Source organism: Rathayibacter sp. KR2-224, assembly GCF_049446075.1.
In the GTDB taxonomy this organism is placed as follows: Bacteria; Actinomycetota; Actinomycetes; order Actinomycetales; family Microbacteriaceae; genus Humibacter.
The window spans coordinates 419,635-443,305 of record NZ_JBMSEB010000002.1; the positions used below are offsets into that span (position 1 = coordinate 419,635).

The window sequence follows — 23,671 nt, forward strand, 5'->3', positions numbered from 1 at the left end:
CTCGTTCAGCGGCCAGCGAACTCCTCGAAGCGTCGCTGCATGTCGGCGTACGAGGTGGCGGATGGCGCTGTGCCGCCTTCCCGGATGACCTCCGCCACGTGCACGGCGGCATCGATCGCGGCTCGGAACGGCAGCGATCCGGTGCTCACTCGCCGAATTCCCAGCTCGCCCAACTGCTCGAGGGTCAGGTCGGGTGACGCCAGAACGTTCACGGGCACCGGGATGCTCCTCGCAAGCCGTTCCAAGAGTCGCGCTTCCGCCGCTCCCGGCACGAAGATCCCGTCGGCGCCTGCATCCACGTAGACCATCGCCCGGTCGATCGTCGCCTCAGGGGAGTCCTCGATGTGGAACCAATACGTGTCTACCCGGGCGTTGACGAAGAGGTTCGGCACGGTCCGTTTGATCGCCGTGACTTTCGCAGCCACCGCACTCGGCTCGACCAACCCGCCGTTCCGGGAGTCCTCCAGGTTGACTCCGGCGACGCCGAGGTCTTCGACATACGCGGCGACCTCACTCGCATCGTCGCTGTATCCGTCTTCGATGTCCGCCGTGACATGAACGGGCAGGGAACGAATCCGCATCACCAGTTCACGCGTGGCGTTCCGACTCGAACTCGCCCCGTCCGGCTGGCCGAGCGAGCCGTTCACACCGAAGCTGGTCGTTCCGACCGCGGCGAAACCGGCATCGACGTATGCGAGCGCTGAGGCGATGTCCCACGCGTTGGGCAGCAGAAGCGGATGCGGCCCCGCATGCAGTTCCGCGAACGTCATCGCCGGTCCGGGTTGGGCATTCGTCGTCATGAGAGATCCCCGCTTCTTCGGTATCACTGATTCCTACACCCGAGGCCCGACCGCTCACCCGAAGCAGACGAATCGCCCGACCGCACACCGATTCGCGACTGATTCCATCCGTGCTCCCACAAGCGAGGTTGCGAAGATTGACTCGGGACGTGCCATCCGTCGCAGGGTGGGCGGAATTAAAGGCGCGTCCGCGAGCCGAATCGAGTGAGGCATCCATGGGCACAACAGTGTTCGAGCGGCAACGCCCGAGCGCCGCGACCATCGATCACGCGCTGCAGAGCGTCAGGCAGGCGGTGTTCTGGCTGGAGGATGCCCCGGGCGAGCACTTCCCGTCGCTCACCTCGAGCACGTCGGCCGACCTCGTCGTCGTGGGCGGAGGCTACTCGGGTCTGTGGACCGCGCTGCAGGCCAAGCGACGCGACCCGGACGCGAGCGTCATCCTGCTCGAAGCGAAGACCATCGGCTGGGCGGCATCCGGGCGCAACGGCGGCTTCGCGGAGTCCAGCCTGACCCACGGCGGAGAGAACGGCCGCAGCAGGTTCCCCGACGAGTACGACCTGCTCGAGCGCATGGGACGCGAGAACCTCGACGCCATCGAGTCCACCATCCGCGAGCTGAGGCTCGACGTCGACTGGGAACGCAACGGATCCATCGACCTCGCTGTCGAGCCCCATCAGGTGGAGTGGCTGCGCGAGGGCGCCGATGGCGCAGACAACGTGTTCCTCGAGAGCGCCGAGGTGCAGGCATCCGTTCATTCGCCCACCTATCTCGGCGGGCTTTTGCACAAGCGGGACAGCGCGCTCGTGCACCCGGCGAAGCTCGCAAGAGAGCTCGCGCGGGCATGCGCGGATGCCGGTGTGCAGCTCTTCGAGAACACACCCGCCACGGAGCTGGTCACCTCGGGCGCGACGCGCGAAGAGGGCGTCGACGTGCGCACTGCCGCCCGTGACCTCACCGGACGGCCGTCGGCGGCCGTTGTGCGGGCGAAGCGGGTGGCGCTCGGCACGAACGTGTTCCCATCGCTGCTGAAGCGCAACCGTCTCTACACCGTGCCCGTCTACGACTACGTGCTGATGACGGAGCCGCTGTCAGCCGAGCAGCTGGATGCCATCGGCTGGCAGGGCAGGCAGGGGCTCGGCGACAGCGCGAACCAGTTCCACTACTACCGGTTGAGCGCAGACAATCGCATTCTGTTCGGCGGCTACGACGCCGTGTACCACTACGGCGGCCGCGTTCGAGAGCAGTACGAACGGCGAGAGGCCACCCACCGCAGGCTCGCCGAGCATTTCTTCACGACGTTCCCGCAGCTGCACGGGCTGCGCTTCACACACAAGTGGGCGGGCGCCATCGACACCTGCAGCAGGTTCTGCGCCTTCTTCGGCACGGCGCGCAACGGCCGGGTCGCCTACGCGACGGGTTTCACAGGTCTCGGTGTCGCCGCGACGCACTTCGGCGCCGAGGTGATGCTCGACCTGCTTTCCGGCGCCGACACCGAACGCACCCGGCTCGAGCTGGTACGCACCAAGCCGATCCCCTTCCCGCCCGAGCCGGCGGCATCCGTCGGCGTCAACCTGATGCGCTGGGCACTCGACCGGGCCGACCATCACGAGGGACGCCGCAACCTCTTTCTGCGCACCATGGATGCCGTCGGCCTCGGCTTCGACTCCTGAGCCGAGGCATCCGTCAGCCCGGCGGGCGGTCAGCCGAGGGCCGCAGCCGAGGGCTCCAGCCAAGGCCTTCAGCTGCTGCGCCAGAAGTCCGCGTTTGCGCCAGGTTATGTGGGCTGCAGCCGAGGGCTCCAGCCAAGGCCTTCTGCTGCTGCGCCAGAAACGAGCGTTTGCGCCAGGTTATGTGGCGCAGCAACCGCAAACTGGCGCAAACGTTCGGCTGGTCAGTCAGCAGGGCGGCCGGCGCGCAGGCGGCCGAGGCTAGCGAGCCGGCCGCCAGGCATCCTTCCCGGGCGGATGCCCCGACCCGGCCTCGCGAAGCCGCGGCAGAAAGTGCGCCCAGCCGCCCTCGTGGCCGGGCAGCAGAGCATCCGGCAGGTCGCTGTGGGTCAGCTCCACGCGTGTGCCGCCATCGACCGGGACCAGCTCGAAGCTCACGCGTGACGCCCCGGGAGGGAGGTCGTCGCTGCCCGCGAAGCCCCAGGAGACGACGACGCGCCTTGGCGGATCGACTTCGAGGTACTGTCCGCGCACTGGGTAGCCGGCGATGTCCACCTCGAATCGTCCGCCCGGACGCGGCTCGAGCGACGCGAACTCGCCCATCCAGGCTGTCATGCCATCGGCGGTGACGAGGTAGTCGAACACCACTGCGGGCTCAGCCGCGATGTCGATGGAGGTGCGGAACTCAGGCATCCGGATGCTCCGACTCGCGCGCCGACCCCTCTACCGCGGCCTTCAGCTTCGCGAGTTGCGCGGGCCAGAATCCGTCGAGGTATTCGCGCACGGCTGCGATGCCGTCGGTGCGCACGACGAAGAGGTGGCGAACCCCTTCGCGCGTCTCGTCGACCAGGCCGGCGTCACGCAGAACTCGCAGGTGATGCGACGTGATCTGCTGCGAGAGGGCCAGAGCCTCGGCAACATCGCCGACAGCCTGCGGCCGGTCTCGCACCGCGGCGAGGATGGCCCGGCGATTGCGGTCGGCGAGAGCACGCAGCGGGCGATCGATGCCCTCATCGTCGGCGCCGTCGGCGCGTACCGCGTGCAAGTCGGAAACCATACGTCGAGGCTACCATGTACCAATTCACTCTTGTACTAATGTTCGTTTGTATTTAGAGTGGCGACATGACCACTTCAACTTCAGGCGCCGTCGCCCGCGCATACATCGAATCCGTAGGAGCCCACGACATCGACGCAGTCGACGCCCTCCTCGCCGAAGACCTCGAGTTCCGCTTCGCTTCACGAAGCGCCGACAAGGCAGATCTGCTGGCCGCGCTCCAGCGGCTGCTGCCCGCGCTCGTTCGCAACGACATCCGGGATGTCTACGAGAACGGCGACCACGCGTGCGTCGTCTACGACTTCGTCACCGACACGGTCGCCGGATCGGTCGCGTGCGTCGAGAACGTGCGTGTCTCCGATGGGCGCATCACCGACATCGAGCTCGTGTACGACACCGCGGCGTTCGCGCCCGTCAACGAGGCGCTGAAGGAGCGGGCTGCGACATCCGTGTGAGCAGCGGCCTCCGCGCGGGCCGCTGCACCGACGCGAGCGGCGGCATCCGCGCGGAGGCCTCAGCCGACCGTGCCGAGAAAGTCCATGGTCGACTCGAAGGCGGATCGCGCCGCCGCGTCGTTCAGATGGAACTGGTACTCGTGCTGCAGCGGCGGATTCTCATCCGCCGGGTAGAAGAGGCTCGTCACCGGCACGCCGAGACTCTTCAGCTTCGCGGCCATCGGCTTGGACTGCCCGGCAGTGAGCGGGTCTGCGTTGCCGCCGGAGATCCAAGTACGAGGAAAGTCCTTCGTCACGTGGTCGATCGTCGTCATCGACTCACCGCCTGGGGTGTGGGACCAGTCCTTGGTGCCCAGGTATGACCACAGCGCGATCCTGAACCCCCATCCGCCGATGCCCGGCGCCTGGGGGATGCCGCGAACATCGTAGATGCCGCAGTCCAGCACGACCGCTGCGAGTTGGTCGGGCGACAGCGCTGGACGGATGTTCACCCGCTTCGCGTAGGAAGGGTTCGTCACGAGCACGGCGAGCTGCGCCGAGTACTGAGCCCCCGCCGAGTCGCCGGCGAGCACGATGTGCGTCGGGTCCACTCCGAGCTCGTCGGCATGCTCGACGATGTAGGCGAGTGCCGTGTTCAGCTGCTTCAGCGCCGTCGGATATTTCGCCTCGGGTGCCACCGTGTAGTTCAGGCTGATGCCGGTGTAGCCGCGTGCCGCGATCATCCGCACGTAGGGGTCGACGTCGGACTTGCTGCCGGAGATCCAGGCACCGCCGTGGATCCACACCACCATGGTGCGGGGCTGCACCGCGCCCTTCGGGGCGAAGAGGTCGAAGGTGGTGTCAGGCGACCCGCCCGGCTCGTAGGGCACGTTCATCCGTTCGCGAAGCCCGTCTTTCGGCGCGTACTTCAGCATGGTCTGCACGGTCTGGTGCGCGTTGATCTCGAATGCCGTACGGATCAGGAGCGCGCTCGGCCACGGACTCAGGAACGACACGAGCACGCCGAGCGCAAGCACGACGACGACGGATGCCCACATCACGATTCCGCGCCGCCGATACCACGGCACGCGCCTGCGTTCCCCCACCCTGCGACCCTATAGGCGAGGCGGCTCGCACCGTCGACGCGACACCTGCGCCGCTACACCTAGCGGCCAGTTGAGCGGCGACTACAGCAGCGCGGCGATGCCCTCTGCCGTGCGGCGTCCCATGCGGATCGCGCCGTCGACGTGCTGGTATCCGGCTCCTGCCAGGTCGCTGCACGAGAACCAGATCGGGCCCACCGGCTGGCGCAGGTCCGAGCCGTACCGTTCGAGTCCGCCGAGGTCGAAGCTCGCTGCGTACGCCCCGCGGGTCCACTCCTCGCTGCCCCAGTCGCTCTCGTAGTAGACGGCGGGCGACAGCGTCTTCTCGCCGTAGTAGTGCGACAGGGACTCGAGGATTCGCCCCTTGCGCTCCTCCGCGCTCAGCGTGAAGACGTCATCGGCCTTGCGATCTGAGACGAAACCGACGAGCGTGCCTCTGGCATCCGCGTGATTCGTGTTGTCGTATGCCTCGTGCACGAGCTCGTAGGGGCTGAACGCGGTGCCGCTGAGGCCGTCCTCGCGCCAGAACGGCGTCTCGTACACGGCGTGCACCTTGATGACGAAACCCATCGAGAGGTGCTGGTGCAACTGCTGCTGTCTGCGCGGCAAGGGAGGCTCGAAGCTCACACGGCTGATCAGGTGCGGCGGCACGGCGAGCACGGCAAACCTCGCCCGCACTTCGGTGGAATCCGTGACGGCGGTCACGCCATCAGCGCCCCAGCACAGAGTGCGCACCGGGTTGCTCAGCAGCACGTCGTCGCCCAGCCGCTCGGCCAGCCGCAGCGGCACCTGCTGGAGCCCGCCGACCACTCTCTCGTTCAGGATGATGTCGGCATCCACCAGGTTCGAGAAGCTTCCGGCGGATGCCGCCATCAGCAGCGCCTGCAGCGCCGAGAACGCGTGCGCCGGCTTGGTCAGCATGGCGCCGGCGATGAAGAGGGCGATGTTGTCGCGCGCCTCCTGGTCGTCGGTCTGTGTCTCGAGCCAGTGCTCGAACGAGATGCGATCGAGTTCTTCGGCATTCGGATGCTCCCACGGGCGCTCCGGATCCATGCGCTCGACCATCCCGTCGAGCTTCTCGATGAGGGCGACCATGACCTTCTCGGTCTCCGGCGCGACGGGGAAGATCTCGCCCGTGAACCGGCGCCGCTCGCCGTCGACCCCGACGTAGACGCTGTCCCCGTCGCGGTACCGCTCGTAACGTTCGAGGCCGAGCTCGGCGAGCGTCTCCTTGAGAGCATCCTGCTCGGGCGACACCCACTGGCCGCCGAGTTCGAGCATGGCGCCGTCGATCTCGTCGGTCCACAGGCGTCCGCCGACGCGGTCGCGCGCCTCGAGCACCGCAACGCTGTGGCCGGCCTTCTTCAGCTCGTGCGCCGCAGTCAGGCCGGATGCTCCGGCCCCGATGACGACAACGTCGCGCTCCATCGCGCTCATACTCTTCTCTTCTCTCTGAGGGCCATCCGCGGGTTCAGTAGGCGTCGCGGTCGGCGTATCCAAACGCGATTGCATGGCGTGGTTTCGATACGCGCCTTCGGCGCTACTCAACCGGCGGTGGCGTGGTTTCGATACGCGCCTTCGGCGCTACTCAACCGGCGGTGTGGGGGTTCGATACGCCGCAACGAGCGGGGGGTTACGCGAACGGGTCGGGCGTCAGCGTGTACTTCGTGGACAGGTACTCGTGGATGCCCTCGAACCCTCCTTCGCGCCCAAGCCCCGACTGTTTGACGCCCCCGAAGGGTGCTGCGGCGTTCGACACCACGCCGACGTTGAGGCCCATCATGCCGGTCTGGAGTCGCTCGATCATGCGCTGTCCGCGTGCGAGGTCTTTGGTGAAGACGTAGCTGACGAGACCGAACTCGGTGTCGTTGGCGATCTTCACCGCCTCGTCCTCGTCACGGAACGGCACGATCGCAACGACCGGCCCGAAGATCTCCTCGTGCAGAATCTCGCTGCCCGCGACGACATCCGTCACCACGGTCGGCTCGAAGAATGTTCCCTGACCGTCGATGGCTGAACCGCCGATGCGCAGGGATGCGCCGCGGTCGACGGCATCCTTCACCAGACCGGATGCCTTCGCCACGGCCTTCTCGTCGATGAGGGGCCCGATCGTGACCCCGTCGTCGGTACCGCGACCCACCTTCAGCGCACGCACGCGCTCGGTCACCTTCGCCGCGAACTCGTCGGCGACATCTTGATGCACGATGAACCGGTTTGCCGCGGTGCACGCCTCGCCGATGTTGCGGAACTTGGCGAGCATGGCGCCCTCGACCGCCTTGTCGAGATCGGCGTCGTCGAAGATGACGAACGGGGCGTTGCCGCCGAGCTCCATCGACGTGCGCAGCACGTTCTCGGATGCCTGCTGCAGCAGCTTTCGCCCGACCGGAGTCGACCCGGTGAACGACAGCTTGCGCAGCCGCGGGTCGGAGATGATCGGCTCCGACACTGGGCCGGAGGTCGTGGTCGTGATCACGTTGACGACCCCGCCAGGCAGACCTGCGTCTTCGAGCAGCTTCGCGAAGTACAGAGTGGTGAGCGGCGTGAGCTCGGCAGGCTTCACCACGACGGTGCAACCAGCGGCGAGCGCCGGCGCGATCTTGCGTGTGGCCATCGCGAGCGGGAAGTTCCACGGCGTGATGAGGTAGCACGGGCCGACCGGGTGCTGCGTCACGATCATGCGGCCGGTGCCCTCGGGGTTGACGCCGTAGCGGCCCGTGATCCGCACGGCCTCCTCGCCGAACCAGCGCAGGAACTCGCCGCCATAGGTGACCTCGCCGCGCGCCTCCGCGACCGGCTTGCCCATCTCGAGCGTCATGAGCAGCGCGAAGTCGTCCGCGCGCTCTTGAAGCAGATCGAACGCCTTCCGCAGAATTTCGCCGCGCTTGCGCGGCGCCGTTGCGGCCCAGTCGTCCGCGGCCTCGACCGCCGCGTCGAGCGCACGTATGCCGTCGGCCGGCGAGGCATCCGCGATCGTCTTCAGCACCGCGCCCGTCGCCGGATCGTGCACCTTCAGCGCGCCGTCACCGGATGCTCCCGCGCGCTCGCCCTCGACCCACCGGCCGCCGATGTAGAGCTTGTCCGGCACATCGGCCAGCAGTTCTTGTTCGCTCAGCATGAGATCGCTCCGCTCTTTGCTACGCTGCGCATTCCGTCAATGCCTTCCACACGATGTCCAGTCCCTCGTTCAGCAGCGCCTCCGAGATGGCCAGGGGCGGCAGGAACCGGATCACGTTGCCCCACGTGCCACATGTGAGGAGCACCACGCCCTGGGCGAGCACCTTCGCGTGCACGCGCGAGGTGAGCGCGGCATCCGGCTCGCCCGTCTCGGGGTTGACGAGCTCGATCGCCATCATGGCGCCGCGGCCGCGCACGTCGCCGATGCGGGCATCCGACTGCTTCATCTCGGTGAGCCGGCGCTCGAGGATGCCGCCCAGCTCGCGAGCGCGCCCGGCGAGGTCGTCTTGCTCGTACGTCTCGATGGCCGCGATCGCTGCGGCGCAGGCGATGGGGTTGCCGCCGTACGTGCCGCCGAGGCCACCCACCTGCGAGGAGTCCATGATGTCTGCGCGCCCGGTGACGGCGGAGAGCGGTAGGCCGCCCGCGATGCCCTTCGCTGTGGTGATCAGGTCGGGAACGATGCCGAACTGCTCGCTCGCGAACATCGTGCCGGTGCGGGCGAAGCCGGTCTGCACTTCGTCGGCGATGAACACCACGTCGTTGTCGTTCGCCCACTTCTGTAGCGCGGGCAGGAATCCCTCGGCCGGCACGACGAAGCCGCCCTCGCCCTGGATGGGTTCGATGAGGATGGCCGCGAGGTTCTCGGCGCGCACTTGCGCCTCGATCTGGGAGATGGCGCGGCTCGCGGCATCCGCTCCGCTCAGGCCATCGCGGAACGGGTACGACATGGGCACCCGGTACACCTCTGGCGCGAACGGGCCGAAGCCGTTCTTGTACGGCATGCTCTTCGCGGTGAGCGCCATGGTGAGGTTGGTGCGCCCGTGATAAGCGTGGTCGAAGACCACGACGCCCTGCTTCTTCGTGTAGTGCCGCGCGATCTTCACAGCGTTCTCCACGGCTTCCGCTCCGGAGTTGAAGAGCGCGCTGCGCTTGGGGAAGTCGCCGGGGGTCAGCCGGTTGAGCGCCTCGGCGACCTCCACGTAGGAGTCGTACGGCGAGATCGTGAAACACGTGTGCGTGAACTGCGCCACCTGGCGCTGCACCGCCTCCACCACGCGCGGCGCGGAGTTGCCGACGCCCGTCACGGCGATGCCGCTGCCGAGGTCGATGAGCGAGTTGCCGTCCGCGTCGACCAGCACACCGCCGCCCGCTGCCACCGTCGCGACGGGAACCGTGTGTCCGACGCCCTTCGCCACGGCTTGCGCCTTGCGCTCGAGCAGGCGGCGGGACTGCGGTCCCGGTATCTCGGTGACGAGCCGGCGTTCCTGCGGCAGGTCTGGTCCGCCGATGGGCGCGACGGGCGCCGCCCCCGTGGTCGTGTCGACAATGGTCATCGTTGTCTCGATTCGTCTCGGGTCGGATGCCGCACCATTCGGTCGGCGCCTTCACGGCAAGGCTAAGACGACCGCACAGCCGAGTGACTGTACACCTTGTATAATTCGTGGGCGCAGATGGCCAACTTGTACAATGAGCCATGGCCGCACCGACCGTTCGAGTTCTCCTCGCCCGTAGGGACCTGGCGCTGCGACTGCTCACGCCCGAGGACGCCCTCCCCGACCACGCGCTGGACGCCGAAGTCTCGTGGGTGCACAGCTCCGACCTTGCCGACCCGACGCCGTTCGTGATCCCAGGCCAGGTGCTGCTCACCACCGGCACGCAGTTCGGCGGCGTTCCTCGAGCCGGCCACTCAGCCCCGAATGCGAGCGACACGGCCGGCACCGACTACGACGGTTACGTCGAGCATCTGGTGCACGCCCGAATCGCCGGCTTGGGCTTCGGCACAGACGTCGTGCGCACGACGCCGGATGATCTCGTGGCGGCGTGCACCGACGCCGGACTTCCGCTCGTCGAGGTGCCATACCGCACGCCGTTCATCGCCGTCGCGAGATACGCGGCCGACCTGGTCGCCGAGCAGGCATACGCACGCAACACCTGGGCACTGTCCGCGCAGCGAGCGGTGTCCCTTGCAGCGCTGCACACGGATGGCCTGGCCGTGACGCTCGCCGAGCTCTCCAGGCAGCTGGGGCGTTGGGTCGCGCTCGTGAACGCCTCTGGATCGGTCGAGCAGGTGTTCCCCGCCCGCGCGCTGACGGCATCCGCGCGGGCGACCGTCGAGGCCGAGGCGGGCAGGATGCTCCGCGCCCGCCGCCGCGCAGCATCCACCGTCGCTGAGGCGGGAACGACGGTCTCGCTGCAGACGATCGGTGCGAGCGAGCGCCTGCTCGGCGTGCTCGCGCACGGCGGCGCGGACGAGGTGGACCAGGCGGCACAGCAGGTGGTGACGAGCGTCGTCGCCCTCGCGGGCTTGGCGCTGGAGCAGGGACGCGCCCTCCAGGAGTCCCGGTCGGCCATGCGCGACGTACTCCTGAGAGCGTTGCAGGATGCCGCATCCCTCGGCAGCGTCCTGGGCGGCGGGGTCGGCGACGCAGGTCTGACCGCGGCAGAGCTGGCGACGCTCGAGCGCTCCAGTACGCGTGTCGAGGCATCCGTTCGGCGTGCGGAGGCCGCGGCGATGCCGGGCACCGAGACGACGTCGGCAGGCGGTGCCCTTCACGCCACCGACCGTGAGCGGCCACGGCTGCTGCCTCAGTCGGGCGATCCGGATGCCCGGGCACGGGCATCCGCGCTTCTCGCGCCCCTGGCCGCAGGCGACCCCGCGGGCGTGCTGGCGCGGTCACTCGTGGTGTGGCTCGAGCACAACGGCGTGTACGACTCGGCGGCTCGCGTGCTCGGCGTGCACAGGCACACGTTGACCGCGCGCATCCGTGCCGCCGAGCAGACACTCGGCCGCGACTTCGGCTCGTTCGCAGATCGCGCCGAAGTGTGGGCGGCGCTGCGCATCGCCGGCTCGGACCCGCAGACTTGACCCTGTCCCTCGGGGCAAGGTTTACGTTCGGGCTCGGAGGTTGTGATGCGCATAGGCGACGTGGCTCGGCAAGCTGGTGTGACACCGAAGGCCGTGCGCTACTACGAGCGGCTCGGCCTGCTCGAGCCGCGGCGATCGTCCAATGGATACCGCGAGTACGACGAGGACGACCTTCGAGCGGTCGTCGAGATCCGAGAGCTGGCCGCGACAGGCATCGGCCCGAAGAAGGCAGCGCCGTTCGTCGAATGCCTGTCGCTCGGCCACGCTCACGGCGACGACTGCGTGTCGTCACTGACCGCGTACCGCGACGGCATCGCCGAGATCGACCAGATCATCGCCACGCTCCAGGCGCGCCGCGCGCTGCTCGTCGAGCGCCTCGACGAGGGAGCATCCCGCACGTTCCCTGCGGACACGCGTCCGAACGAGCAATACACCGGCGAGCAACACCTCAGTAGACCCGACCTGAAAGAGACCGAGATGAGCGACTTCACCACCCTGCCTGAGGACCTGCCCGTTCCGCAGGATGACGGCAGCACCGCACACCTGCCCGGAACCGCGGTGCCCGCCTTGACCTTGCACTCGACCGACGGCTCAGACATCGACCTTGCCGACCTCCCTGCCGGCCGCACCATCGTTTACCTGTACCCACTCACCGGCCGCCCCGGCGTCGACCTTCCGGCAGGCTGGGACGCGATACCCGGCGCTCGCGGATGCTCCACCGAGGCCTGCGACTTTCGCGACCACTTCGATGAGTTGACGTCCGCGGGCGCAACGGCCGTGTTCGGTCTTTCCAGCCAAAACACCGACTATCAGCGCGAGGTGGTCGACCGCCTGAGGCTTCCGTTCACCATGCTTTCGGACGAGAGCTTCCGACTCGCCGACTCCCTTCGACTGCCGACGTTCGCCGCCGAGGGTCACGACCGGCTCTACACGCGGCTGACGCTCGTGATCAGGGATGGACGCATCGAGCACGTCTTCTACCCGATCTTCCCGCCCAACACGCATGCGCAACAGGTGCTCGACTGGCTGCTCGAGAACCCGGCGTGACGGAGGTGCGGAGGGCGTAGGACGGCCGCGCGGGGCTCGGCGGTATTGGCTTCGATACGCGCTGCGCGCTACTCAACCCGCGGTAGTCGCGGTTTCGATACGCGCTGCGCGCTACCCAACCCGCGCCAGGCGGGCAGGTCACCCGAACTGGTCGTGCTTGAGCTTCACCACACGGCGCGCGGCGTCGTCGACGATCTTGGCGAACGCCGGATCCGACTGCGCCTTGGCCACGACCGCAGCCACCATGGGAGCGGCGATCGACGCGTCCGCCGAGACGAGCACGATGTCTACGCCCGCCTGCAGGGCGAGCACCGCCCTGTCTGCCGGCGACCAAGCGGATGTCTGCTCAGCGGCCGAGAGGTCGTCGCTCATGACGACGCCGTCGAAGCCCAGCTTCTGACGAAGGAGCCCGGTGATGATGGCGGAGGAGAAGACCGCGGGACCGCCCGGATCCAGTTGCGTGTAGATGGCCGTCGACATCATCACCACACGCGCCCCATGGGCGATCTCGGTTCCGAACACGCCGATGCTCGGACTCGTCGCCGTCGTACTGCCGTCGGTGACGCCCGAGTCGGTGTCGGTGTTCTGTGTGACGGCGCCGAGCCCCGGAAAGTGCTTGATCACGGGAACGACGCCCGCGGTGTCCATGCCCGCGCGAAACGCGTCGGCGTGCGAGGTGATCGTGACAGGGTCGTAGCCGTACTGCCTGTCGAAGCCGCCGATGGGAGGGTTGTTCGCCGCGGCCTCGGGTGACGCGATCAGGTCGACCACCGGCGCGAGGTTCATGTTCACACCGGATGCCTCGAGCTCGTGACCCCAGCCGGTTGCGGCATCCTTCAGTTGCGCCGGCATGGTGGCACCCTGCTGCACCGCCGAGGGCATCTCGTCGAAGCCCGGGCCGTGCAGCACCTGAACCTCACCGCCCTCCTGGTCCGTGGCGACGAAGAGCGGCAGCCCTGCGGTAGCGTCCGACGTCGCCAGCGCAGTCAGCTGCGACACGACGCCCTTCGTCGCGTCCACTCCCGCGTGCGACCTGCCAGCGAGGAACACGTTGCCGACGTGCAGCGTCTTGACCGCGTCGAGCGTGGCCGACCCGGCCGCCGTCGCCTGCGTCCCGACCATGAACAGCTGGCCCACCTTCTGCTGAAGGCTCAAGCCTGCAATCGGATCGGCGGGCGTCGTTGGAGTTGGCGTACCGTGCGCGCGGTGCGTCGGCTCCGAAGACGACGTTCGGTGCGGCTTCGCAGTGGATGCCGCACAACCGGTCAGAAGACCGCTGCCGAGCAGCCCGGCGAGCGCGACAAACGCGGCCGCGCGGAGCATCCTCGCCGTCAGTGCGCGCATCCGTCCAGCGTAGGCGTCGGCGCGGCGGCGGCGGGCTACAGCGCCACGTCGCCGCAGAGGTGCACGTGCACGCCGAGCTCAGCGAAGAACGCCGCCTTGGCCAGGAGCGCGCGGTCGGCGGCGGCGGCATCCGGTGCGTACACGACCTGCGCGTGGTTGGCCTTGTGGCGTGCCATGAGCTGGTCACGTGTCACCCCGTGCAGCACGGCGTGCATGATGGGCCACTCCGGGTTCGTCGCGTTCAGGCGGCGCTGCGTCTCCTCCGCCGGCAGGTCGGCGACGTGCCCGCGCCCGAGGTCGACATGCAGCTCGCCGTCCATGATGAACACGCGCGACCACACGATCTCGCCGGGTTTCGAGCAGCCAGCCAGTGTGCCTCCGCCGAGCGGGAAGAACATCGGGTCCTGCCGCTTCGCGTAGCTCTTGTCGTATCCGCCGTTGTGCGACGCGGGGACCGAACCCGAGATCTCGAAGACCCAGACGAACTCCCCTTCGTACTCCTCGCCCCACCTGATGTCGTGCAGCGTCGTCGCGGGGTCGAGACCCATCGCCGTCCAGATGCGGTTCGTGACGAGCGCATCCACTGCCACCCCTTCATCCACCTCGTTGAAGTGCGGCAGTGGCCCGCCCGCATAGAGCTCCCGGAGGCCGTCCCGACTCAACACGGCTGGCCGCTCGACGTTGTTCAGCAGACCTTCGGCCAGATCGCTGGCAGGAACGGTGTCTTTCAGGCCCTGCTGATATTGGATGCCCACGGCATCCAGCCCGAAGTCGTCGGCCATACGCAGCGCGGCCACGTACATGGCGAACTGGCTCAGCACCTGGTCCTCGGTCAGCTCCGTGGCCGGGTCCGATCCGAAGTGGAACGTGAATCCTCTGTCGTCGAGCCATAGCTTGACGGCGAGCGCCTCGGCGTCCGTCACCTTCTTCATCTCCGCGACGAGAGCGCTCTGCGAGAGCCGCTCCTTGTAAATGCCGAGCGGGTTGAGCAGCTCGTCGTCGAAGATCGCGTTGTACATGCCCATGCACCCCTCGTCGAAGACGCCGATGATGGCCTTCTCGTCCCGGAGCTGCCTGGCAAGCGCCGTGCCGAGCTCGACCTCCGGGTTCTCGGGGTCGAGCGGCGGCAGGTCTCGCACGTGCGACTCGTCGTGCACGATGGTGCCGGTCTCGAGCCACTCGCCGAGCTTGGCGCGGGCCCAGGCGTCCGTGAAGTCTGCGCTCCACAGGGCGGAGTACTCCACCTGCGCCTTGGTCATGCTGCCGGTGAGGTTGAGCAGCCCGACCAGCCCAGGGAAGTCGCCCATCCAGTTCGCCACGACGAGAATCGGGCCGCGGTGCGTGCGCAGACCGGGCAGAACGTGGTGACTGTACTGCCACACCGCGTCGACCACGACGAGCGGAGCATCCTCTGGGATGCCCTTGAAGACCTCGATCCCGGCTCGCTGGCTGTCGATGAACCCGTGCCCCTTCGCGGGGTCGTACTCGTGAGCGCGCCGGATCGCCCAACCGAACGACTCCGCCGCAGCGGCGAAGTCGTGCTCCAGCGTCTGCTGAATGGGCCAGCACTTCACGTTCGCACTGGGCCTCAGGTCACCGCTCGCGACGGTGTAGAGCGTCTTCGGCTCCACCCTTGGACGACGTAGCGGCGTTGGCAGGCTGTAGGTGCTCATTTCGAGTTCTCCAGTGAGGTCGAAGGGTTGTCGAGTTCGATGGATTGCCCCGAGCCGAGGGCGACACCGGATGCCGTGAGCCGGCCAAGGCGCGGATGCACGACCTCCACAGAGCTCGCCTCGACCCGGCCGCCCAGCACGCCGAGTGTCGCTCCGCCGTCGTCGAGCTCGACCACGCCCCACCCGGTGCCCGCCGTGAATGGGAAGCTCGCGCGCCCGTCTCTCAGTGCCCCATCGACCGGAGCCAGGCGGAGTACGCCGCTCGGGGCATCCCATTGCGCGCCCGTCAGCGCCAGCAGCACGCCCCAGCTGGCCATGGAACGCGCGTAGTGATTGCCGCACTCCGCCTCGTTCCACGGGTTGCGGCGCACGCCGTCGTGACGCGCACGAGCCGCGCGCACGATCTCGAGGGCCTCGTCGACCATTCCCTCGTATACGAGGTGGGTTGCGACGTGGTACTCGATGCCCGTCCACACTTCATCCGAATAGACGAACGGGATGCGAGGCCGGCCGCCGTTCGGCCACGTGCAGAGCACGAGCCCTGCCTCGTCGCCCAGCGCATACGTGCGCTGCACGCTGGCGTACGTGTCGAATCCACGACGGAAGTTGTGCCGGTAGATCGAGCCCACCGCCGAACGCACGTGGTCGGCAGGCAGAATGTGCCCGATGCCGACGAGATGGGCGAGGGTCTGGCCGAGCAGTTGGTCGCTCAGGCATCCCGCACCGTACTGATAGCGATGCTCGTCGACATCGTCGAGCCGCTGGTCGTAGTACTCGCCGTTGTAGAGCATGGCGTCGACGAGGCGGGCCGCCGTGTCGGCTGCCTTGCCGTATCGCTCTACCGCCTCCCGGTCTCCGAGGTGCTCCGCGATGCGCGTCGCAGCGCCGAGTGCGGCGATGAACATCGAGTTCGCGAGGGAGTTCTCGCCGTAGAACTCGATGTCGTACGTGTTGTGCTGCTGGCTGTCGAGCACGCCGTCCCCGTCCGAGTCCCAGACCGTGAAGGCGAAGTCGAGCGCACGCTTCGCGGCCGGCCAGAGCTCCTCGAGAAAGGCGTCGTCGCCGCTCGTGCGCCACTCGCGGTAGAGCCGCACGATGGTGCCCATCTGTCCGTCGACGGCAGGGTGGAACTCGAGGGGTTCCGCGTCGAAGACGGAGTTCGTGCGGAACCTCATGCGTCCGTCGGGCAGCGTCTCGTTCAGAAACTCGTTGCGCCGCGCGTTGCGCTCCAGCTCGGGGAAGAGTGCAGCCAGCGTCTGGGCGTAGTTCCACACATGCGTGCAGGTGCCCTCACAACTCCCCGCGTGATCGAAGCTGCCCTCCCAGGCGGCGAACCGGCCCTCGGGGGTGCCGTCGGCAATGCGGAAGCACGTGGTGCTGCGTGCCACCACGAGCGTTGAGGTGACGGCATCGATGACTTCCGGTGGGAGGGTGCTGTCGTACAACGCGTCGTGGAACAACCTCGTCGCAGCCTCCAGCTCGGGCAGGCGCGCGACGACGTCGCTCGCCACCGCCCAGGCATCCGGGTAGCGAACGGCGTACTGGTTCTGCACAACCTCGTCAGCGTGCGTGTTGGGCAGGCCGACCATGCCGTTCCAGGCCTTCGAGCGGTTGGGCGTGTGCCACGCGAGCACGAATTGGATGTCGCGACTCTCGCCAGGAGCGAGCTCGTGCTCCACCGAGATGCTGCCGGTACGCAGCTTCGGCAGCTTCGCCGGGTCGTCGCCGTCGAGACTAAAGCGCTCTGAGGCATCCAGTCGGCCGGTGGCCGTGAAGGCGTCCCAGAAGAGCTGGATGCCGTCCTGCCAGACGTCGACGGGCCAGCACGGCGTCGCCGTGACCTCGTCGGTCGTCGTGAGGGTCGCCGTGCCGTAGCGCATATCCGTCGACGAGAGATCGGTGCCGAAGACGAGGCCACGAATGCGGCCGTCGTCCTGGAACTCCACGGTGGGGGTTCCCAGGTACTCGGGGAACTGGAACACGTTGTGGCGGGTGATCGCGATCGGGTTCGACATGGCACCCGCGAGATTCACGCGCACCGGCGCATCCGTCTCGTTCGTCACCGTGTACCGCAGCACGGCCGCAGGGATGCCCGAGTCGTCCGAGTCGAGCGGCACCAGCGGGGTGAATGCGGTGAGGCGCACGCGCACGGGCAACGCGTCGTCGTCGAAGTCGACGGTAGCGATCGGGTACTCGCCGCGCAGGCGTGAGGAAGCCAGGCGCGGCAGGCCGGCCACCTTGCCGATGTGGTAGCCGGAGTCGCCCTCATGCGGAGGCCGCAGCCGGCTCTCGAGAACACGCACGACTGCATCCGCTCCTGCCTGCTGTGCACGGATCGCAAAGAACGTGAAGGGGAGCCAGGTGCCCTTGTCCGGGTGGTTGGAGATCTCCCAGTCGCGCAGCTCGCCACGCGCGCCGATCGAAACGTTGCCGGTTCCGATCCCACCGAGCGGGAACGCCGCGGCGGACGCCTCTGGGCCAAGAACGCGGCCGGGAGCCGAGTCTGGAACAGCGCCGGAGGCGGGCCTCGTCGCGGCTTGCGCCGCCGCAGTCACTTGCTGATTGGTCATCGTTGACGTGATCCCTCGTGTAATCGGTTTCAGATATGTTTACTCATTAGAACCCGGCCCGGCAAGCCCTCTTCCTCCGGCTATCGGACTGCAATCCTGAAATCGATCCCGGCAGTGCGCTGCGTTCTGCTGCCGCGGCGTGGCTGGAATGAGAAGGCACGCCTCACGACCGGTCCCGACGAGCTCGCGCGGTCGGATGCCTGCGCCGCCGGGCCGACGGAGCTCACTGATCGACATGCGGATCAGAATGACAGCAATCGGTTTCAGGAGCAAGCATGCGCCTATTTTCGGCCCACAGACCCGCGGTGTGGCGGATTTCGCAAGGTACATCTTGACAAGCGATCGCATTTCGCGGCCTAATGTCTGTAATCGATTTCGATGCGGCAATCGTTCGAGTCCCGCTGCGGTGTGGACCGGTGACTGCTGGGTCGATCGGTTGTTCCTCGCATCACTGCTCCCATATCGACGCAGCACTGAAAGGGATTCATCGTGGAATCGACAACCGGCACCGGACGGTCGTTCATGTCGTCGGACATGACCCGCAGACGGGCGCTCCAGCTCTTCGGCCTCGCCGCGGCTCTTCCCGCTGCGGCCTCGCTCGCCGCTTGCTCGACCGGCGGCGGGTCGGGCGGCTCCACGGGGTCGCGCAAGCTCACGTTCGTGTTCTTGGGCAATGCGAGCCAGCAGAAGGCCGTAAAGGCCGAGTACTCCGGGTTCGTCAAGGCGAACCCGAAGGTGCAGTTCACCGCTCAGGGCATCGCCGCCTCGAACTGGGCAGGATTCGCCAACACGGTTGCCACGCGCATCGCCGGCGGCGCCGCTCCCGACGTCATCGACATCGCGACGGAAGGCCTCGGCATCTTCCGTTCGAAGAAGCTCATCGAGAATCTCGACACCTACATCGCCAAGGACAAGACGGCAATCGACGATTACTACGCCGACCTCGACCCCACCTACAAGAAGTGGAGCGACGAGTACGGCAACCCCGGCGGCAAGACGTACTACATGCCGGGCGGCTTCAACACGGTCTGCCTGTACTGCAACACCGAGGTCTTCCAGAAGGCCGGCGTGGACCTGCCGGGCAACGAGGACTGGACCTGGGACGACTTCGAAGCTGCGGCCGAGAAGATCAAGAGCAAGACCGGCGCATTCATCCTGCCCTTCGGCAGCGCGCAGTTCACCGACATCATGCCCTGGCTGCTGAGCAACGGAGCAAGCACGCTGAACGAGGCCTGGACAAAGCCCGTCATCGACTCGCCAGAAGCGATCGAGGCGGCCGAGTTCTGCAAGTCGATGGTCGACCGCGGGTACTCGCCGAAGCCGGGGGGCAACTTCGATGCGGCCACCCAGCTCTCGCAGGGCAAGCTGGCCGCGCTTGCCGGCGGTCGCTGGCCGACCATCGACATGATCCGACTGAACCTGGTCGACAAGGTGCAGATCGTGAAGATGCCCAAGAAGAAGCAGCTGGGGACGCCCATCGGATGGGATGCCTTCCCCATCCTCACTTCCTCGCAGAACAAGGATGATGCCTGGTCGTTCATCAAGTACCTGACCACGAAGGAGGCAGGCCAGGACTTCGCCAAGGTGGGCGGCACGAACATCCCTGCACGCAAGTCCATCGCCCTGAGCGACACGTTCCTCAAGGGTGCGCCGAAGGGAAGCGACCTGCTCTACCAGGCGGCCTCGTATGCGACGCCGGTGCCATCGCCGAACCGTGGCGCCGAAAGCCAGCAGGCCGTCGAGCAGACCTGGCTCAAGATCCTCACGGGTGGCGTCGCGGCAGACGCCGGGCTCAAGCAGCTCAGCACAACGCTCTCGGGACTGCTGTGACGGCATTGACAACGTCAGCCGGCACGACGAGGTCGGTACGCCGCCGCGATCAGAGCTCGGCGCGCGGCTACCGGCCTCCGGCCTGGCTGGGCTATGCCTTCATCAGTCCGGCGATGATCTTCTTCCTCGTGTTCATCGCCGGGCCGTTCGTCGTCGCCATCGCGCTCGCGTTCTTCAAATGGGACCTGCTCACGCCCGCCGAGCCCGCCGGTCTCTCCAACTTCGTGCGGCTGTTCAGTGACCCGCTGCTCGGGCGAACACTGCTCACGACGTTCGCGTTCGCCCTGGCATCCGTTGTCACGCACGTGGTCGGGGGCCTGCTGCTTGCGCTGGCCGTGAATCGGGTCGCGAACCGTGCCGTCTCGTACTTCACGCGGGCATCGGTGTTCTTCCCGTTCCTCATCTCGTGGGCGGCCGTCGCGCTGCTGTGGAAGTACGTACTCGACCCGTCATTCGGATATGTCGCGTACTACCTCGGGCAGCTGGGCATCCCGTCGCCGCAGTGGTTCAGCGACCCGGCGTGGTCGCTGCCGGCCATCATCGGCATCGACTTCTGGCACACCATCGGCTACACCTTCATCATCATGCTCGCCGGCCTGCAGACCGTGCCGAGCGAACTCATCGAGGCCGCCAAGACCGATGGCGCGACGAGCAGGCAGATCTTCTTCAACGTGACGATCCCGTTGATGTCGCCGACCATCTTCTTCGCCACGGTGATCACCTTCATCGGAGCGTTCCAGATCTTCGACCCGATGCAGATCATCACGCAGGGTGGACCGGACAACTCGACCATGTCGATCGTGATGTACCTCTACCAGACCGGCTTCCAGGCGTTCGACATCGGCTACGCATCGGCGATCGCGCTGCTCGTGTTCGTCATCATCATGGGCGTCACCGCGCTGCAGTTCTGGGGCTCCCGAAAGTGGGTGTACGAGCAATGACCACGAGACTGACAACCATCGAGGCTCCGCCCCGCACCGCCGTGCGCAGACGGCGGCGGTTCAGCACCGGATCCATCGTGCTCGACATCGTTCTGGTCGCCGTCGGCATCGTCATGGTCTCGCCGCTCGTGTGGCTCATCTCGACGAGCCTCACGGATGCCGCGCAGGCGTTCCAGCTTCCGCCCACCTGGATCCCGCTGCCGTTCAGCGTCGACAACTTCGCACAGGTCTTCGACCTGATCCCGTTCGGGCGGATGTTCCTGAACAGCCTGCTCGTGGCGACGCTCGCGACGGCGGGATCCCTGTTCACGAGCATCCTCGCCGCCTACGCGTTCTCGCGGCTGCGCTTCCGCGGAAGCCAGACGATCTTCGTCGGCATCCTCAGCGCCCTGATGGTGCCGGTGCAGCTGACGATCATCCCGGTCTTCATCCTGATGCGCACGCTGCACCTCGTCGACACGCTCACCGCGCTGTGGCTCCCGGCCTTCATCAACGTGTTCGCCATCTTCTTCCTGCGGCAGTACTTCAACACGATCCCGCGCGAGCTCGACGAGGCTGCCCGGATCGACGGCGCCGGCCACCTGTGGATCTTGTTCCGTATGCTCGTACCGCTCTCCGGTCCCGCCATCTCGGCTCTGGTCATCCTCAACTTCCAGGCCGCGTGGAACGACTACTTCGGCCCGCTGATCTTCATCAGCAGCCCGCAGAACATGACCCTGCCTCTCGGACTTGTCACCTTGCAGGCGGGCCAGGGCGGAGGTCCGGCCGTCGTCGTCTTCGCCGCGGTGACGATGGTGGTCATACCTGTGCTCGTGCTGTTCCTCGCGTTCCAGCGCAGCTTCGTCTCCAGCATCGCCTCGAGCGGAATCCGCGGATGACGAGCACGAACCGGCGCATAGACAAGCCAGGGCCGGTGCGACCGCAGCGGCAGCCCGGCCGTGGCGCACGAGAGGCGGAGGAATCGCCGTTCGCGGGTGCCGGACGCCTCTTGTGGGATGCCCTCCCCGCGTTCCTCATGACCGGAACCGTCGCCTGCTTCGTCACCGGTCTCGTGCTATTCGTGGCGCCGGGAATCACGCCCATCTCTGTGCTGCTCTACGCCGCCTTGGTCGGGCCTACATACGGCGCGCTCGTGTCGCAGGCGCATGACGCGCTCGAGGGCCAAACGCCTGGTGCATTCTCGTTCAGTCGTCATCTGATGCGCAGCTGGCGTCTCTCGCTTGGCCTGTTCGGTTTCGCAGCGGTGTCGGTCGCCCTGACTCTCGTCGCGTGGCTGGTCTGGTCGTCCACCGGCTCCGCGCTCGTCCTCGCCCCCTCGGCAGTGGGTGCGAGCGTCTCGGTTCTGCTGCTCGTGGCGGCAGCGGTGGGCATGCCGCTCGGCCTCACGGCTCCCGCGCTGCGAGGCATCCGTCTGGCGCTCGCGGCTCTCGCGCTGACTGCACGACGTCCGGTACCCGCCTTGGGCGTCATCGCCGTGATGGTGCTCGGCGTGTGGGCAGCGACCCAGTTCTCGGGAACCCTGTTGTTCCTGCTGCCAGCACCGCTCGCGGTGGTGTCGGTCCTCGCGGTCCGGCAGATGTGCACCGGTTTTGACGCGCCTCGCAACGAGGGCTGACCCTCCTCGCACATCGCGTTCGGGGGCGAGCAGTCGCGCTGCCGGCGCACGCCCGGCTGAAGCCAGCGCGGGTACGCTCGCCGCTCAACCAGCCCTGATTCCCGCACGGAAGCGGAAACTGGAGGCATGAGAGGGCGACGGATGCGCCTAGTCGCAGTCGCGTGCGGCGCGGTGGTCGCGCTGACCGCGTGCACGGGCGGCGGGGTCCACGACCCCTCGACCTCGCCCGCGACCCACGCCGGAGACACGTCAACGCCCACGACGTCTGCGACCGGCGGCGCATCGCCACTGTGGGCGAGTTATCACGGGGACCAGGCGCGCACGGCATCCGTCTCCGGCGCCGTACCCGCCGGAGCAGTCCAGTTGTGGAACGCCGACCTCGGATCCGCTGCCTACGGCCAGCCGGTCGTGATCGGAGACACCGTGATCGCCGGAACGGAATCCGACGAGGTGGTCGCGCTCGATCGCAGCACAGGGCGCCGGCTGTGGTCCTATCGCCTCGGCACGCCGCTGACCAACGTCTCCGAGCGCGCCGGGTGCGGCAACGTCGATCCGCTCGGCATCACATCGACGCTCGCGATCGACGCACAACGCCGCGAGGTCTTCGCGGTCGGCGAGGTGGTCGACGGCTCCAACGTGCACCACCGTCTCGTCGGGCTGGCCGTGGGCACCGGGCGCGAACTACTGAGCGAGAACGCGGATCCTCCGCTGCCGCCCGGCGAGGAGAGCATCCACCTGCTTCAACGTGCGGGCCTCGCGATCGGCAACGGTCGGGTCTACATCGGCTATGGCGGCAACATCGGGGACTGCGGCAGCTACCACGGCTGGCTGGTCGGGGCGTCCGAGACCCGGCAGGGCGACCTGGCGAGCTTCGAGGTGGCGCGCGACGGCGAAGGAGGGGCGATCTGGCTCTCCGGCGGTGCCCCGGCGATCGGACCGGACGGCGGCGTCTACGTCACCACGGGCAACGCGAACCCGTTCCCACCCGGGCTGGATCGGTTCGAGTACACCGAGAGCGTCGTGAAGCTGTCGCCGGAGTTGACACCCGTCGCCTCATTCAAGGATCCAACGGCGAGCGGTGACGAAGACCTGGCCACCGGCAATCCCGTGCTGCTGCCCGGCGGGCTCGTCTTCGCGGTGGGCAAGACGGATGCCGGGTACCTGCTGCAGGCATCCGATCTCAGCCGCGTGGACGTGATCCGCGGAGTGTGCGGCAGCGACCCGGACGGCGGCCCGGCCTACGACCCAGCGACGCAGCGTCTGTTCGTGCCGTGCCGCGGAGGTGGCATCCAGGTCGTCGACGTCGCCGGCCGCAAGCTGGGCTCTCGCCTCGCCGGAGCGAACGGCGCCCCGATCGTCGTCGGCGGCACCGTGTGGGCAGTTCAGTATCCGGGAGGCGGCCTGACCGGGTACTCCACGAGATCGGGCTCGCGCATCCAGACCTTGCATACCGGCCCCTTGCCGACCTTCGCGTCGCCGTCGTTCGCCGGCGGGATGCTCTTTCTCGGCACACGCACGGGAGTGGCGGCCTTCGGACGGTAGCCGCGGCA

At 67.5% G+C, this 23,671-nt stretch carries 19 protein-coding genes; 9 read left to right on the forward strand and 10 right to left on the reverse strand.

Annotated features, from left to right (window positions below):
* Window positions 1-5 precede the first annotated feature (5 nt).
* Complete coding sequence (locus ACO2Q7_RS14350; protein WP_423356382.1) at window positions 6-800, reverse strand: isocitrate lyase/PEP mutase family protein; 795 nt, start codon at window positions 798-800, stop codon at window positions 6-8.
* A 215-nt stretch (window positions 801-1,015) separates the two neighbouring features.
* Between ACO2Q7_RS14350 and ACO2Q7_RS14355 the strand changes: the two genes are divergently transcribed.
* Window positions 1,016-2,470, forward strand: a complete 1,455-nt coding sequence (locus ACO2Q7_RS14355) for an NAD(P)/FAD-dependent oxidoreductase (RefSeq protein WP_423356513.1) — start codon at window positions 1,016-1,018, stop codon at window positions 2,468-2,470.
* Window positions 2,471-2,728: 258 nt separating this feature from the next.
* On the opposite strand, the gene ACO2Q7_RS14360 is transcribed toward ACO2Q7_RS14355, so the two are convergent.
* On the reverse strand, window positions 2,729-3,160 hold the full coding sequence (locus ACO2Q7_RS14360) for an SRPBCC family protein (RefSeq protein WP_423356383.1): 432 nt from the start codon (window positions 3,158-3,160) through the stop codon (window positions 2,729-2,731).
* Entirely contained in the window at window positions 3,153-3,524 is a 372-nt protein-coding gene (locus ACO2Q7_RS14365) for an ArsR/SmtB family transcription factor (RefSeq protein WP_423356384.1), read from the reverse strand. The genes ACO2Q7_RS14360 and ACO2Q7_RS14365 overlap by 8 nt, the downstream gene beginning before the upstream one ends.
* Before the next feature lie 65 nt (window positions 3,525-3,589).
* Between ACO2Q7_RS14365 and ACO2Q7_RS14370 the strand changes: the two genes are divergently transcribed.
* Window positions 3,590-3,976, forward strand: a complete 387-nt coding sequence (locus ACO2Q7_RS14370) for a nuclear transport factor 2 family protein (RefSeq protein WP_423356385.1) — start codon at window positions 3,590-3,592, stop codon at window positions 3,974-3,976.
* 59 nt (window positions 3,977-4,035) lie between these two features.
* On the opposite strand, the gene ACO2Q7_RS14375 is transcribed toward ACO2Q7_RS14370, so the two are convergent.
* From ACO2Q7_RS14375 to gabT, 4 genes are all read right to left on the reverse strand, one after another.
* Window positions 4,036-5,061 carry an alpha/beta hydrolase gene (locus ACO2Q7_RS14375; protein WP_423356386.1) on the reverse strand — a complete coding sequence of 342 codons (1,026 nt, stop codon included), beginning with the start codon at window positions 5,059-5,061 and terminating at the stop codon, window positions 4,036-4,038.
* Between the two features lie 81 nt (window positions 5,062-5,142).
* The gene (locus tag ACO2Q7_RS14380; protein WP_423356387.1) at window positions 5,143-6,495 is read right to left on the reverse strand and encodes a flavin monoamine oxidase family protein; all 1,353 of its coding nucleotides are present in this window, start codon (window positions 6,493-6,495) and stop codon (window positions 5,143-5,145) included.
* A gap of 196 nt (window positions 6,496-6,691) precedes the next feature.
* Window positions 6,692-8,173 carry an NAD-dependent succinate-semialdehyde dehydrogenase gene (locus ACO2Q7_RS14385; RefSeq protein ID WP_423356388.1) on the reverse strand — a complete coding sequence of 494 codons (1,482 nt, stop codon included), beginning with the start codon at window positions 8,171-8,173 and terminating at the stop codon, window positions 6,692-6,694.
* A 19-nt stretch (window positions 8,174-8,192) separates the two neighbouring features.
* Window positions 8,193-9,569 (reverse strand): 4-aminobutyrate--2-oxoglutarate transaminase, encoded by a 1,377-nt coding sequence (gabT, locus tag ACO2Q7_RS14390; RefSeq protein ID WP_423356389.1) that lies wholly within the window; start codon window positions 9,567-9,569, stop codon window positions 8,193-8,195.
* Window positions 9,570-9,709: 140 nt separating this feature from the next.
* Here gabT and ACO2Q7_RS14395 point away from each other — a divergent pair, with 140 nt between their 5' ends.
* Window positions 9,710-11,101 (forward strand): PucR family transcriptional regulator, encoded by a 1,392-nt coding sequence (locus tag ACO2Q7_RS14395; protein WP_423356390.1) that lies wholly within the window; start codon window positions 9,710-9,712, stop codon window positions 11,099-11,101.
* Between the two features lie 45 nt (window positions 11,102-11,146).
* Complete coding sequence (locus ACO2Q7_RS14400) at window positions 11,147-12,148, forward strand: MerR family transcriptional regulator (RefSeq protein WP_423356391.1); 1,002 nt, start codon at window positions 11,147-11,149, stop codon at window positions 12,146-12,148.
* Between the two features lie 138 nt (window positions 12,149-12,286).
* On the opposite strand, the gene ACO2Q7_RS14405 is transcribed toward ACO2Q7_RS14400, so the two are convergent.
* Genes ACO2Q7_RS14405 through ACO2Q7_RS14415 form a run of 3 tightly spaced genes read right to left on the reverse strand, consistent with a single transcriptional unit; the run spans window position 12,287 to window position 17,735 of the window.
* Window positions 12,287-13,492 (reverse strand): glycoside hydrolase family 3 N-terminal domain-containing protein, encoded by a 1,206-nt coding sequence (locus ACO2Q7_RS14405; RefSeq protein WP_423356392.1) that lies wholly within the window; start codon window positions 13,490-13,492, stop codon window positions 12,287-12,289.
* A 35-nt stretch (window positions 13,493-13,527) separates the two neighbouring features.
* Window positions 13,528-15,165: a fucose isomerase gene (locus ACO2Q7_RS14410; protein ID WP_423356393.1), complete on the reverse strand. Its 1,638-nt coding sequence runs from the start codon at window positions 15,163-15,165 to the stop codon at window positions 13,528-13,530.
* Window positions 15,162-17,735 carry a GH116 family glycosyl-hydrolase gene (locus ACO2Q7_RS14415; RefSeq protein WP_423356394.1) on the reverse strand — a complete coding sequence of 858 codons (2,574 nt, stop codon included), beginning with the start codon at window positions 17,733-17,735 and terminating at the stop codon, window positions 15,162-15,164. Before ACO2Q7_RS14415 ends, ACO2Q7_RS14410 begins: the two co-directional genes overlap by 4 nt.
* Window positions 17,736-18,224: 489 nt before the next feature.
* On the opposite strand from ACO2Q7_RS14415, the gene ACO2Q7_RS14420 reads away from it, so the two are divergent.
* The 5 genes from ACO2Q7_RS14420 (at window position 18,225) to ACO2Q7_RS14440 (ending at window position 23,663) form a co-directional block, all read left to right on the forward strand.
* A complete protein-coding gene (locus tag ACO2Q7_RS14420) occupies window positions 18,225-19,565 on the forward strand; it encodes an ABC transporter substrate-binding protein (protein ID WP_423356395.1) in 1,341 nt (446 codons plus the stop codon).
* Window positions 19,562-20,506: a carbohydrate ABC transporter permease gene (locus tag ACO2Q7_RS14425; RefSeq protein ID WP_423356396.1), complete on the forward strand. Its 945-nt coding sequence runs from the start codon at window positions 19,562-19,564 to the stop codon at window positions 20,504-20,506. The genes ACO2Q7_RS14420 and ACO2Q7_RS14425 overlap by 4 nt, the downstream gene beginning before the upstream one ends.
* Complete coding sequence (locus ACO2Q7_RS14430; protein WP_423356397.1) at window positions 20,503-21,384, forward strand: carbohydrate ABC transporter permease; 882 nt, start codon at window positions 20,503-20,505, stop codon at window positions 21,382-21,384. Before ACO2Q7_RS14425 ends, ACO2Q7_RS14430 begins: the two co-directional genes overlap by 4 nt.
* A complete protein-coding gene (locus ACO2Q7_RS14435; RefSeq protein ID WP_423356398.1) occupies window positions 21,381-22,121 on the forward strand; it encodes a hypothetical protein in 741 nt (246 codons plus the stop codon). The genes ACO2Q7_RS14430 and ACO2Q7_RS14435 overlap by 4 nt, the downstream gene beginning before the upstream one ends.
* Before the next feature lie 141 nt (window positions 22,122-22,262).
* Window positions 22,263-23,663 (forward strand): PQQ-binding-like beta-propeller repeat protein, encoded by a 1,401-nt coding sequence (locus tag ACO2Q7_RS14440; protein ID WP_423356399.1) that lies wholly within the window; start codon window positions 22,263-22,265, stop codon window positions 23,661-23,663.
* Window positions 23,664-23,671 lie beyond the last annotated feature (8 nt).

Coding starts and splice junctions, on each gene's coding strand:
- ACO2Q7_RS14350 (WP_423356382.1), bottom strand. CDS start 800: ATGACGACGAATGCCCAACCCGGACCGGCGATGACGTTCGCGGAACTG.
- ACO2Q7_RS14355 (WP_423356513.1), top strand. CDS start 1,016: ATGGGCACAACAGTGTTCGAGCGGCAACGCCCGAGCGCCGCGACCATC.
- ACO2Q7_RS14360 (WP_423356383.1), bottom strand. CDS start 3,160: ATGCCTGAGTTCCGCACCTCCATCGACATCGCGGCTGAGCCCGCAGTG.
- ACO2Q7_RS14365 (WP_423356384.1), bottom strand. CDS start 3,524: ATGGTTTCCGACTTGCACGCGGTACGCGCCGACGGCGCCGACGATGAG.
- ACO2Q7_RS14370 (WP_423356385.1), top strand. CDS start 3,590: ATGACCACTTCAACTTCAGGCGCCGTCGCCCGCGCATACATCGAATCC.
- ACO2Q7_RS14380 (WP_423356387.1), bottom strand. CDS start 6,495: ATGAGCGCGATGGAGCGCGACGTTGTCGTCATCGGGGCCGGAGCATCC.
- ACO2Q7_RS14385 (WP_423356388.1), bottom strand. CDS start 8,173: ATGCTGAGCGAACAAGAACTGCTGGCCGATGTGCCGGACAAGCTCTAC.
- gabT (WP_423356389.1), bottom strand. CDS start 9,569: ATGACCATTGTCGACACGACCACGGGGGCGGCGCCCGTCGCGCCCATC.
- ACO2Q7_RS14395 (WP_423356390.1), top strand. CDS start 9,710: ATGGCCGCACCGACCGTTCGAGTTCTCCTCGCCCGTAGGGACCTGGCG.
- ACO2Q7_RS14400 (WP_423356391.1), top strand. CDS start 11,147: ATGCGCATAGGCGACGTGGCTCGGCAAGCTGGTGTGACACCGAAGGCC.
- ACO2Q7_RS14405 (WP_423356392.1), bottom strand. CDS start 13,492: ATGCGCGCACTGACGGCGAGGATGCTCCGCGCGGCCGCGTTTGTCGCG.
- ACO2Q7_RS14410 (WP_423356393.1), bottom strand. CDS start 15,165: ATGAGCACCTACAGCCTGCCAACGCCGCTACGTCGTCCAAGGGTGGAG.
- ACO2Q7_RS14415 (WP_423356394.1), bottom strand. CDS start 17,735: ATGACCAATCAGCAAGTGACTGCGGCGGCGCAAGCCGCGACGAGGCCC.
- ACO2Q7_RS14430 (WP_423356397.1), top strand. CDS start 20,503: ATGACCACGAGACTGACAACCATCGAGGCTCCGCCCCGCACCGCCGTG.
- ACO2Q7_RS14435 (WP_423356398.1), top strand. CDS start 21,381: ATGACGAGCACGAACCGGCGCATAGACAAGCCAGGGCCGGTGCGACCG.
- ACO2Q7_RS14440 (WP_423356399.1), top strand. CDS start 22,263: ATGCGCCTAGTCGCAGTCGCGTGCGGCGCGGTGGTCGCGCTGACCGCG.